Genomic DNA, 11540 nt, shown 5'->3' with positions numbered 1-11540 from the left:
GGTGACGGCGATGGTGACGGCGGCGGCGGTGGCGGCGGCGGCGGCGGTGGTGGCAGCGGCGGCAATGGTGGCAGCGGCGGCAATGGTGGCAGCGGCGGCGACGGCGGCAGCGGCGGCGACGGCGGCAGCGGCGGCGACGGTGGCAGCGGTGGTAGCGGCGGCAGCGGTGGTAGCGGCGGCAGTGGCGGCAGCGGCGGTGGCGGCGGCAGCGGTGGCGGCGGCAGCGGCGGCTAACGACCCACCAGATATTCGCTCGATAATCGCGAAGGTGAGCGTCTAAAGACGCTCACTTTCTGTTTGGGATACAGCCAAAACTCGATCGATCTCGGCGAAACCATGTCCGCCCACCGGATTCAAACCTCCAAACGCCTCATGCCAAAGAGGAGCTCTCATCGGGCCGAACGGCCTCCCGAACGACGGACGGTCGTGTCGCTGCCGGAGGAGATGGCAAGGATCCGAGACTTGGCGGAAGCCTGGATAATCCGCAATATTGGAAAAAAGGGCCTGTTTACCTACAGTATCAATCCGTATACGGGCGAGAAATCTGAAAAAAACAATGAACTAAGACAGCTTATGTCATCGCGCACGTTGGCGGAAATGAGCGTAGGAAATCTCTCGCTTCGCCCTGTTCATCGCCGGAATTTGTCATTCATCATGAATACATGGTATCGGGAGGAGGGTGGTATTGGTTATATTGAATATGATGGCAAGTCAAAGCTCGGGGCAAATGCGATGCTGCTTCGCACATTCGCGGCAAGCCCTCATTTTGAACAGTTCCAGTCAAAGGCCAGTGCGGCCGCGGAGGGCATCCTTGCGCTCCAGAATGCAGACGGGTCCTTTCGCCCTTGGCTAAAGGAGCCGAATTATTCCTTCGACGCAAAATACCTCTTAACATTTTACTCAGGGGAAGCACTGGTTGCTTTGCTCGAATATTATATCCGGACTGGATTGACCCGTTATTTCGACGAAGCGGCGCGCAGTGCAGAATTCTATTTAGAGGAATATGTCCGCAATATCGCAGATAATTATTACCCGGCATACGTGCCTTGGCACACCATCGCTTATCGGCATCTATATGAGTTGACGAAAGCCGATAAATTCGCCGAGGCGGTGTTTACTCTGAACGACAAATTGCTTGAACTTCAGGACCGGTCGTACAGGATTGGACGATTCTTCAATCCAGCAACCCCTCAGTACGGCCTTCCGCACGCGTCCTCGGACGGAGTTTATAGCGAGGGGCTGGTTTATGCATTCGAGATGGCGCTGCGGACAGGGGATGAGGTGAGGGCAGGGCGATACCTTGACGCTATTATGCTCTCGTTGAAAAACATCGCATCCTTGCAGTATAGAGAAAAACTGGATGAATCTTCTCTTCCTTTTTATGCGTACCGAGGAGCCATCAGGACCAATGCAGAGAAAAATAGGTGGGCTCGCATAGACAATGCCCAGCATACGATAGACGCTATCCAGGCCTTGTGGAATTTTCTCGGAAGCAAGCAGGCTTCTACATTCGAGCTGGGGCTTTGACTCCCGTCAAAGGACAGCCGGGAGCCCCGAACTGCTCCTGCGTTTCTTCACCGGGCAGTGCGGCCAGCATCCCAGTCTGGATCTGTACCATTTCGACCTTCAACGCCACCCAAAATATTGCCCGTGGTTCTGCTTGACCGGCTCAAGCCATGATGCAAGCATGGAAAGCGTTTTGAACACATCAGGCTCATAAATGCCGACGTTGGAATACCTGTTGACCCCATCGCCGGAAGAGCTGGCGCAAACCCATGTGCTGTTTTTGGCGCGTCATGCCCTCGACTCCAGCCCGGAGCGCAGGGCCAAGTACGGCTACCACGTCGTCTACCATGCCATCATGCTCGAAACGCTACGCGGGCTGGGTTTCAGGGTCACGCCGGCGAGCGAGCACGAGGTGCTGTTCGGGCCTCTCGACTTCGATTTCCTCTATGCCATTCACTCGCATGCGATATTCGATGGTCACGAGCTCCTGGCGCCGGCAATCGCGGCCTATCGTGGCGTCCCGTGTCTCGGCGCATCGGCGTCAAGCCGGGCGGTCTCGGAAGACAAGGTATTGGCCAAGCAACTGGCTGCTTCGCTGGGGCTCGATGTCGCCAAGCACAGGATCATGCAGCCCGGTGAGGTCAGCAATGACAAGTTCAGCCTGCCCGGTTCGTGGATTGTCAAGCCGCGAGGGGGTATCGCTTCCGACGCAATTGTAAAGGTCGAGAATGAAGCGGATTGGCGGGATGCGCTGACAACCATCTCGGATCCGCGTCACGGCGGCCGTGAATTCATTGCAGAAGAGTTTGTGCCGGGCCTCAATCTGACGGTTCCAATTGTCGAGGGCTTCCCCCCGGGTTCATTGGCGGTCTTCGAGGAGAGCGGCCGCCCTGGCGACAATGTTCTGACCAATGAAGCAAAGCGAGGGCTCAACAGTTCCTACAAGTCCGCTCCTTACGACGGACCGGGAGCCGAAGAGGTTTCGGAGGCAACCGCACGAATGGTGGCCGAGATGTCGCCATTCGACTATGCCCGCTTCGACTTCCGTTATGATCCCGACACGCGGCGGACCGTTTTCATCGAAGTGAACATCGCCTGCAATATGGCGCCGGCCTCGGCGGTCTATCGTTCGGCCGCCCTGCATGGGATCAAGTATGAAGAACTGGTGGGACATGTTTTGACGCACAGTCTCAGGCGTCAGAGAAGGCGGCAAAGATAACCGCAACGCTCGATAAGGCACTTCAGTGATGGTCAGCGCATGCAAATCGATATGGTCGACAAATTCGAAGCGTTGGAGCCGCTGAGAGAGAATTGGGACCGGATATATGACTCCGATCCGGAGGCGAACTTCTTCCTGTCGTGGCCATGGATGTCGAATTGGCTGCGACGCCCAGGTTGGGTGATTTTGGCCGCGCGGTCTCCCGGGTCGAACGAGTATGTCGCCTTCTTCCCTTTGCAACTCGTCACCGGGCTTGATGAGCAGACGGGGTTTTATAGCAGCATAAGGATGGCCGGCTCGTATTTCGCCACCTATACGGGCTTCATCTGCGTTCCCGAATTCGAAGAGCAAGTCGTTTCATTGTTCGCCGATCGCCTGCAGGCGCTGAATTGGACAACGTTACACTGCGACGACATTTCGATATCGGCCAGGCGCCGTCAAATGCTGCTTGGAAGCTTTTCTGACAACGATTTTGTGAAAGAAAAGATTGAACGACGTCGCCATACCACCCGAACAGGCGAAAACATAAATCATGACATCTATATGTATGTCGATTTGCCAGCCGATTGGGACGAATTCCTGGATCGCAACCTTGGCTCGAAAACCCGTCGTGATGTCCGCCATTTTCTTCGTCAGGTCGAAAATAGCGGAGAATACCGGGTAAGTTTGGCAGACTTCGAGACAATCCAAAGCGACCTGGAGGTTTTCTATCAACTTTGGCTTGCGCAGTGGGAGGCCAAAAGCCGCGTCTATGCTCAGGGTGTTATTGCCAACTGCCGCCATATGTTACTTGAGTGCCACAAGGCGGGTGTGCTGTTCGCGCCCGTATTGTGGAAAGGCGATACTCCATTAGGAGTGCACATTACGTTTATCGACAGGTCGAAGCGTTCACTCGTCTGTTTCCTCGTCAGCCGCAATCTCGCAATTCGGAAGCCTCCACCGGGCTTGGTGCTTCACGCCTACAGCATCCGTTGGGCAATTCAAAACGGCCTCAGGACCTACGACCTTGGCACTGGAGATTTTTCGTACAAGTACAGTTTCGGATCGAAGGAGCGGCTTGTAGAGGGTGTCCGGATCGACTCCACCAACAGCCGCGGGAACAGGCTGGATCGAAGAAGCCTTCCTTCGGTGATTTCGTCGGTGCGAAAGCTGCGTCAGGAGGGGAAGTTCCATCTGGCCGAGCGCGGCTGCAGGCAGGTGCTCGAAACTGAACTGAGCAATCTGGAGGCGCGCCGGCTTCTGGACGAGCTTGTGGCGGCTAGGCGTATTGAGGAGCAATTTGCGCGTGCGCTGCAATGCCATCGGAGCAAGCAATTTTTGGATGCCCAGAGGATTTATCTGCAGGTACTGGCAGCAAGTCCCCGGCATTACGACGCTAATTATCTGTTGGGCGTTCTATGTCTTCAGGCCGGTCGGTATCAGGCAGCGGACACCTACCTGGCTCGCGCCACTGAGATCAATCCGAAAGCCGCAGCTGCGTACAACAACAGGGGGCATGCCTTGCGCGGCCTGAAACGGTATGACGAGGCTCTCGCGTGCTACGAGAAAGCCATCGGGGTGAAACCCGATTTCGTGCAGGCAATGAACAATCGGGGGGTGACGTTGCGGGCGTTGGGGCGCATTGATGAAGCACTCGCCAGCTTTGACGAGGCGCTGACGCTCAAACCGGACTTTGCCAAGGCCTTATCCAATCGCAACCAGTTGCGTGTGCCCCTGCCGCGCGATCGTTTGTCCATCGCCGATGATGTGGACACCTTAGAGTAATGCGCATCGCGTTTGCATCTGGTCAAGGACAGGAATGGCCGGATAAACCGTCGACCTGCTAACCTTTCCACTCCATCGATAGCCCATGCGGATCGCAGACCGCGAGCGTTTTTACCCTGCGCTCGCCATTGAAGTATCTGCTGACCTTGAGAGGATTGAACGTCTCAGTGGGGTTGGGGTGTGCGACCTCGCCTTCCACGGTGACGCGCCAGACCGGCGCCGTCTTGCTCGCCTCCAACAGGATATCGTTTATGCGTCGGTGTTGATCGCCGGAAAGCTGATAGCCCATTATCGTGTGATACACGCACCGGGCTTGATAAGGCGGAATCTCCGCCAGTGCAGAGCTCAGGTTCAACACGGCGTCGCCGCCTTTGATCCGGGGCGGATGCGCGGCGGCGACCTTCAAGGCGCCATCCAGTTTTGTAAGCCGGTCAATGCGCTCGGGCCAGACAAGCGCCTTGAGCCACCGGCGTTCATTTTCATCCCGAACATCGGTCGGATAAAGTTCGAGGCCGATCCTCGATGAAACGGGGGGCGGGAACGTCCCCAAAACAGGCAAGCCAGGCCCTTCAAGGATGCAGGAAAGGACAAAATCCGCATCGGTCCACCGCTCCAGCTTCGGAGCGCCTTTCCCGTCCGTATACCGATATCCATAGCTGTCGAAGTTCAGGTTCAGGCCGGCGCTGGATCCGATCTCGACGAGGCCAAGCGGAGCGGCGGCTTCGCGCGCAACCAGATCGAATGCGGGCAGCAGCAGCGCGCTGCGGCCAGCCTCGTTGGTGTTGGTGGCGCGCTTGGCGATGATGTCGACAAGCTCGGCTTCGTGAGCACCGCAAAAAGCGGCGAAAAGTTCGAATGCGCGATCGTCGGCCGGCCGCGTTCCGCCCAGACTCGGATAATAATCCTTGAGAGGATGATCGACGCCGCCAAGCAGGAGATACTGTACCGCGCCGAAGACAAGGTTCGCCGCCGGCTGGCCCTTCCTGCGCCCTGCCGCCAGGCGCTGCAGCGCGACATTGTCCGCAATCCCGAGCGACAGCTTTTCATAGAGGGGGGAGCCGCCACGACGAGACTCGTTGGCAAAGAAGCGGTAATAGTGAGCGCTTGTTTCAAACACCACCATAGCAGGAACCTAGCGGGCAATAGATGTCTTGGATGTGGATTCCACCTGTAATTGCCTTAATGCTTTCGGCCCAGCGGGTCAAGGAACCGGGCGAACAATAGAGGCTTTCGAGCATACATTCCTGAGAGGCTGGCGGATGAACGAAAGCGTGGACGATTCACCTTCGGGATATACTGTCATTGATGGCGCTTTCCGCGACGAATCGCGCAGCCGTTCCGTGCCGTACCGGCTTCATGCCCCAGCTCCCCTCTCTGGCGCTTCCCCGGTGATCCTTGTGTCGCATGGCATTGGCGGATCGCGCGAGGCGATGCCTTACCTCGGGCGGCGCCTGGCGCAAAGCGGCTACGTGGCGGTGCACCTGCAGCATACCGGGACGGACAGTTCGATATGGCAACAGGCAAACTCTCTTGCGGAAGTCTACCGCATTCTTCGTGAAGCCATGTGGGACGCCAATGCGGCGCGCGCGCGATTTCAGGACGTGCCCTTTGCCCTGCGCGAGCTTGCGCGCATGAACGGCGAGGGGCGGCTCGCCGGCCGCCTGGATTTGACACGCATCGGCATGGCCGGACACTCTTATGGAGGCGTCTCGACGATGGTTGCCGCAGGGCAGAGAATGGGTCCGGGCGGGCAGTGGTCGTTCAAGGAGCCAGGAATTCGCGCTGGCCTGGTCATGAGCCCGAACATACCCATCCAGGGCGGCGACTTGGCCGCCCTTTACCGCGATATCAGTATCCCGCTCTTTCACATCACCGGCACGAAAGATGGCAATGCGGTGCCCGGCAACAAGGAATTCGATCCGATACAGCGGACCCTCCCTTACGCAGCGCTGACCATCCCTCATCAATATCTGCTCGTTCTCGACGGTGCTGGCCACAATGCGTTTTCCGGCCTGAAGCACGGACCACACGCCCACGGCCCCGAGGAGGAGACCCGCTACACGCGCGTTGTACAAGACGCAGCAGTGCTGCTCTTCGATGCCTACCTGAATGGGAAAACAGCGGCTCTGGCGGCGCTTCGCCAAAAGTTTCAATCCAGCCTTGAGCCGACCGACAGGTTTGAATGGAAATAGCGGGAAAGTCCGCCAGCGGTCACCGACAGTTATTCGACCTGGATCCGACGTGGCAGGATGGGGAGTGTGCGGTTTTCTGCGCAAGTTGCGACAGGGGAGGGCCGGTAGGTTGTGGATTCACAATCTGGCACGAATTTAGTGGCGATACCATCCGAAGCCGCGGGTTACACGACCCTATTTGGACCTCGCGCATTCTTTTAATATTCTTGAATAATGGGTGCGCTGGCCCTGGCGAACCTGTATTTTCGGTCACCTAACTTCGCCGGATGTGTGGGCGGTTTGCGTAAAGTGCACAATCCAGGACATGCTCGCGAAGTTTTCCTTCGCCGTTCCGGGTGAGGTCCACCGTATGTGTCGCACTATTGATAATATGCTATGACCTGTATGCAGTTGCACTTGACCTCGGGAGGAGTGTTGGTGGCGGGAGTTGATGGGATCAACGCGGCAGAAACGGTGCTGATTGCTCAACGCAAATACGCGGACCTGAAGCACCGACAAAGCCAAATCGGTCTCACAATTCCAGAGGCCTTTGTCCACGGCATCCGACATATCGGCTATCGCAGCAATGTCGACGCCATCGCTGAACTAATCGACAATTCCATTCAGGCCTACTCCCAGCGCGTCGACCTCGTTTTCGGCTATGACGGAAGCGTCTCGCTCAAGAAGCCATCCCAACCAGCGGTCGTCGATGATGGGCACGGGATGGCGCCCGAAATGCTCAGGCTTGCGATGATGTGGGGCGGGACCCATCGTGAGAATGATCGCGCTGGTCTGGGCCGCTACGGCTATGGCTTGCCCAGTTCAGCGGTCAGCATCGGACGACGTTTCACGATCGTTTCCAAGGTGGCAGGGGGCCAACACTTCGCCGTCACATTGGATCTCGATGCCTTAGACGCTGGGAAGTATCGCAATTCCGCCGGGGATGTCGCGCTTCCCTCGGCTCGACGAGCAAGACTCCCGGCCTTCATCAACGAGTATCTCAGACGGACTTTCCCTGAGGGATGGCATTCTGGAACAATCGTGGTCATCGAGAAGCTCGACCGTCTTGATTGGGCCACCACGTTGGGTATGCGAATCAACCTCGTCCGACATTTCGGAGTGACCTATCATAAGTTGGCCAAGGAGACTGCGATCCATGTTGATGGTCATCGCGTTCTTCCCATTGATCCTCTGTTCTTGACCCCCGAATGCGAGTTCTTCTTGCTCGACGAAGACCGTGCCCAGTCGCTCGACCGGATAGATATCAAGGTCCGCAATCCTGCTGCACCTGGCCAGGAGGGCCAGATATCCCTCCGTTACGCGTGGCTTCCGCCGAGCTTTGGCGCGATAGACAAGACACGCGACGCCGTGGGCCTCAATGCGAACGCCGCTTTCCGATCCTCAAGGACTATCATGGGTTAATCTTCAGCCGGAATGGGCGGATCATCGACGTTCAGTCGCGCGTGCCCTGGACAGTATTCATCAACAACGACCGTTACATCCGTGTCGAGGTGGAGTTCTCCGCTTCGCTCGACGAGATGTTCGGCGTCACCACGACCAAGCAGCAGGTTTCCGTATCTACTGCTGTTTGGCACGCGCTCCGCGAAGCCGGCTTGCCTAAGGCGATCGAGCAACTCCGCGGGAAAGTCCGATCGGCAAAACTGGAACGACGCAGTGTCGGCGGTCAGCGCCAGGACCCGACGGGCCTGGAACAGATATCCAAGCGATTGGTTCAAGTGCCGAGCCATCGACCCGTGCGGACGGTTCCGCTGTTGACCCGAGACGGCGTCAGCCTTGATCTCCGTCCGAGCGACAGACATCCGCTTTTCAACGGAACGGCTTCAAAAATCGAGACCTCTCGAGCGCTTCGGGCGCTCGTGGGCCAAAACATCAATCGCGCCAGTTCGTCAGGAGGCCGTCGCCGGTCCGACTATGAATGCTTGCTTGAGGATTGGTCAGATGTGCTCACACGCACTGGCATCACTGACGCGCCTCAAATACTTGGCAGCACAGATGAATAAGCGCTCGGCCCACTAGCGCACGATGGGCATTTTTGGCATGAGCAGGGTTGGCGCGAAGTGAGACAGGGCAAGGGGGATTCGAACGGAATGTCGGAGCGAAAGGGTCATTTTGCTCAGGATCGATCCCGCTCCTTCGCTCCCTTCCTAGCGCCGCATGAGCGCAAGGAACTCCATTCGCTCCTCAAAATCGGTGAGGGCCCTCCGCCAAGTTTTGCCGATGCACTTCGAACCCTTGCTCGCAGCTATGTCGACGATAGATCAGAAATCCTCCGGGACGGATGGGGGGCTTTCACTTCCGGTGCTTGGCGCGCGCGCGACCTGAATACTGAGGTGCGCGACGCGTCCGCGATTGTCTCCATTGCGGCAAACCAGTTCACGCCGACTGTGGCCGGCTGGGTCGAGTGGTCAGCCCCAGCAAGCAACGTGGGCATTCACCAAACACGCTTCTACAACGTCACTGACAGCACGGTGGCTGGGGCCGGGACGGTTGAACGTTGCTCCGGCGCCGGTGACACGTCGACCCGATCGTTTGGCGGGGCCGCTGTTGTTGCCGGGAAAGCCTACCGCGTCGAACACCAATGCCTGACCACCCAAGCCTCCGGGTTCGGATTGGCTGGCAGCTATGGGACTGAGGTCTACACCCGCGTCAATTTCTGGAGGACGACATGAAATACGCCCGCATCATTGAAGGCGTGGTGGATTCGATCGCGTACGATCTGCCCTATTTCGAAGGCAGCCCAGAGCCGGGATGGAAAAGGTTCCCGACGATGTTTTCGCCGGCTTTTCATTCGATGGTAAGAATTTCACCGGCCCAGAGCCAACGCCGCCACGTCGTCAGACAGTTCTGAAATGGGTCGTGCAGGCGAGGATAATCGACGCTGGCAAGATGCCCGAGGCCTACGCCGCCTTGACGCAAAACCCGGTCTATTTCGCCCGCTGGTTTGCTCCCGATCGACCCGAGGTCTACTGCGACGACCCGGACGCCATCCTGCTCGTCACGGCTCTTGGCCTCGGCCCTGACGCGATTCTCGCGCCTATCGTTTGAAGCTTGGCCGTCCATGCTTCCTCGCTGAGATGGGGCGGCCCAGCAGCCAGTTGGGAGTTTGGGTGGGTGGCCGCTGGGCCTAACCGACGGGGTTTGGGGGTGTCCGCCGGCTTGGACGAATAATAAGCCGTTTCATGCAGAATTGCTAATTTAGTAAATGATCATGTTCCGTTCCCCTGGCCACCAGATGGGACGGGCCTAGACTCGATTCCGTGCGTAAACCAGTGCGTGCCGGACCCGGCCGGCTTGAGTTCATTCCTCCGATGATGCCTACCTTGGTCGCCAAGCCGCCCCAAGGCGATGACTGGATGCATGAAGCCAAGTTTGACGGCTACCGCTCCCAGATCATCATCGACGCCGGCGGCGCTCGGATTTTCACCCGCCGCGGACTCGACTGGACCTCCAGATACCGCGACCTAGCTGCGGCGGCGCGAACGCTGGACGTCGAGAATGCCATCATCGACGGCGAGGTCGTCGTCTTAAATGACGCTGGCCTTTCGGATTTTGCCGCTGCGCAAGGCAATCACCAGGCGCCAGCACGACCTCTATTTCGTCGCCTTCGATCTCCTGCATCTTAACGGCCACGACTTGCGCGACATGGCGCTGGAGGATCGGCGGGAAATCCTGGCCGGGCTTATAGGGTCTGACAGCCGCATCCAGTTCAGCGAGACGATGCCAGGCGAAGTCAACGCGATCTATCATCTGATCGACGCGGCCGGCCTGGAGGGGATGGTATCGAAGCGCCGAGACAGCAAATATCGCAGCGGCCCGACCACCAATTGGCTGAAGACAAAATCCTTCACCGAAAGCGAGTTTGAACTCCTCGGCGTCGAACGCGAGAGGGGCAAGCCGGCGTTTGCTCTGATGGCTGAGCCAGGCACCCGGAAATATGTCGGCAGTGCGTTCGTGAGCGTCAACCGCGAGATGCGGGAGCGGTTGTGGAAGCGCGTGCAGGAACATGCCGGGCCACCGCCCAAGGATATGCCAAAGCGGCCGGCAACGCACTGGGTCAAGCCGGGGCATCAAGGCCCGCGTGAAGCATCTAAGGTGCGAGGAGGATCTTCGGCACGCATCGCTGCAGGATTTCTGGGATGACGAGTGAGCTTCCGCTTCGATCTGAATCTCGTTTTGTTGACCCTTAAGCAGCCGCACTTGCGGTAGGTTGATTGAGTCGACCCTAAGGCGCTTCAGCCCTGCTTGACGAAGCCGGCGGTGACCTCATCTTTGTGGGCGGCGAAAGCTGCCAGGACCTCGGTTTTCTCGGGCTTCGGAACCTTGAAGTGGTCCAGGGTCCGCCCGAGTTCCGCTGCGACCTCATCAAATTCCGCGGGTGAGATCCGGAGATCCCGGTGGGCTTCCTCAAGGCCAAGGTGCGTCGTGCCGGGCTTGGTGGCCACAAACTTGAAGGGCCCGCCAGAAACGTCGCAGACCCACAGCGTGCGCATGAACTTGAGGCCGGGCAGCCTTCCAAGGTTCTTGGTGTGCCATTCGCGCAGCTGCGGGTTCTCGGACGTCTGGCCGACGATGGGGTTCTTCACGATGGCGTCGCTGAAGTGATCCACCACCGCTGCGATGGCGAAGACGCCTCCCAGCCGCTCGTACAGACTGTTCTCAGGCGTGGTTTGGTTGGCCTGCGCGGAGGTATTATCCTCCGCCGCCAAAGCCATCGGGGCGACGGCCAGCCCGGCGACGACGCTTCGTCTTGTGAAAGAGGTCGAAACAACCGTTTTCATCTCTGGTCTCCTTCGAGTTGAGCCAGAGCGGCAGCAGCCTGTCTGGCAGCTTCGTTGAAGTGACATCGGATACTTTGCCGT

The 11540-nt window shown here is 58.2% G+C and carries 14 protein-coding genes; 11 read left to right on the top strand and 3 right to left on the bottom strand.

Annotated features, from left to right (window positions below; translation table 11 throughout):
• The 4 genes from AC0L2M_RS16380 to AC0L2M_RS16365 form a co-directional block, all read left to right on the top strand.
• On the top strand, positions 1–280 hold a 280-nt coding region (locus AC0L2M_RS16380; RefSeq protein ID WP_473535362.1), incomplete at its 5' end, for a hypothetical protein.
• A gap of 182 nt (positions 281–462) precedes the next feature.
• The gene (locus tag AC0L2M_RS16375; RefSeq protein ID WP_473535361.1) at positions 463–1527 is read left to right on the top strand and encodes a glycoside hydrolase family 88 protein; all 1065 of its coding nucleotides are present in this window, start codon (positions 463–465) and stop codon (positions 1525–1527) included.
• Between the two features lie 193 nt (positions 1528–1720).
• Entirely contained in the window at positions 1721–2725 is a 1005-nt protein-coding gene (locus AC0L2M_RS16370) for a D-alanine--D-alanine ligase family protein (protein ID WP_473535360.1), read from the top strand.
• 39 nt (positions 2726–2764) lie between these two features.
• Positions 2765–4489, top strand: coding sequence for a GNAT family N-acetyltransferase (locus AC0L2M_RS16365; protein WP_473535359.1), 1725 nt, complete (start codon positions 2765–2767; stop codon positions 4487–4489).
• A 58-nt stretch (positions 4490–4547) separates the two neighbouring features.
• Here AC0L2M_RS16365 and AC0L2M_RS16360 read toward each other — a convergent pair whose 3' ends face one another.
• Complete coding sequence (locus AC0L2M_RS16360) at positions 4548–5612, bottom strand: DUF2332 domain-containing protein (protein WP_473535358.1); 1065 nt, start codon at positions 5610–5612, stop codon at positions 4548–4550.
• 136 nt (positions 5613–5748) lie between these two features.
• On the opposite strand from AC0L2M_RS16360, the gene AC0L2M_RS16355 reads away from it, so the two are divergent.
• The gene (locus tag AC0L2M_RS16355; RefSeq protein WP_473535357.1) at positions 5749–6681 is read left to right on the top strand and encodes an alpha/beta hydrolase family protein; all 933 of its coding nucleotides are present in this window, start codon (positions 5749–5751) and stop codon (positions 6679–6681) included.
• Between the two features lie 417 nt (positions 6682–7098).
• Complete coding sequence (locus AC0L2M_RS16350) at positions 7099–8082, top strand: ATP-binding protein (RefSeq protein WP_473535356.1); 984 nt, start codon at positions 7099–7101, stop codon at positions 8080–8082.
• On the opposite strand, the gene AC0L2M_RS16345 is transcribed toward AC0L2M_RS16350, so the two are convergent.
• Positions 8079–8396 carry a hypothetical protein gene (locus AC0L2M_RS16345; protein ID WP_473535355.1) on the bottom strand — a complete coding sequence of 106 codons (318 nt, stop codon included), beginning with the start codon at positions 8394–8396 and terminating at the stop codon, positions 8079–8081. The two genes, AC0L2M_RS16350 and AC0L2M_RS16345, sit on opposite strands and share 4 nt — an antisense overlap.
• A 372-nt stretch (positions 8397–8768) precedes the next feature.
• Between AC0L2M_RS16345 and AC0L2M_RS16340 the strand changes: the two genes are divergently transcribed.
• From AC0L2M_RS16340 to AC0L2M_RS16320, 5 genes are all read left to right on the top strand, one after another.
• Positions 8769–9350 carry a hypothetical protein gene (locus AC0L2M_RS16340; protein ID WP_473535354.1) on the top strand — a complete coding sequence of 194 codons (582 nt, stop codon included), beginning with the start codon at positions 8769–8771 and terminating at the stop codon, positions 9348–9350.
• A complete protein-coding gene (locus AC0L2M_RS16335; protein ID WP_473535353.1) occupies positions 9347–9529 on the top strand; it encodes a hypothetical protein in 183 nt (60 codons plus the stop codon). The genes AC0L2M_RS16340 and AC0L2M_RS16335 overlap by 4 nt, the downstream gene beginning before the upstream one ends.
• An 8-nt stretch (positions 9530–9537) precedes the next feature.
• Positions 9538–9726 carry a hypothetical protein gene (locus AC0L2M_RS16330; protein WP_473535352.1) on the top strand — a complete coding sequence of 63 codons (189 nt, stop codon included), beginning with the start codon at positions 9538–9540 and terminating at the stop codon, positions 9724–9726.
• A gap of 263 nt (positions 9727–9989) precedes the next feature.
• The gene (locus AC0L2M_RS16325) at positions 9990–10304 is read left to right on the top strand and encodes an ATP-dependent DNA ligase (RefSeq protein WP_473535351.1); all 315 of its coding nucleotides are present in this window, start codon (positions 9990–9992) and stop codon (positions 10302–10304) included.
• Positions 10210–10821, top strand: coding sequence for an ATP-dependent DNA ligase (locus tag AC0L2M_RS16320; protein ID WP_473535350.1), 612 nt, complete (start codon positions 10210–10212; stop codon positions 10819–10821). The genes AC0L2M_RS16325 and AC0L2M_RS16320 overlap by 95 nt, the downstream gene beginning before the upstream one ends.
• Before the next feature lie 92 nt (positions 10822–10913).
• Here AC0L2M_RS16320 and AC0L2M_RS16315 read toward each other — a convergent pair whose 3' ends face one another.
• Positions 10914–11459, bottom strand: coding sequence for a group I truncated hemoglobin (locus tag AC0L2M_RS16315; protein WP_473535349.1), 546 nt, complete (start codon positions 11457–11459; stop codon positions 10914–10916).
• Positions 11460–11540 lie beyond the last annotated feature (81 nt).

It is taken from the genome of Mesorhizobium sp. WSM4806 (assembly GCF_055811635.1).
Note: the sequence above shows the minus strand (reverse complement) of the source record. Positions and strands in the feature narration are given on the sequence as shown.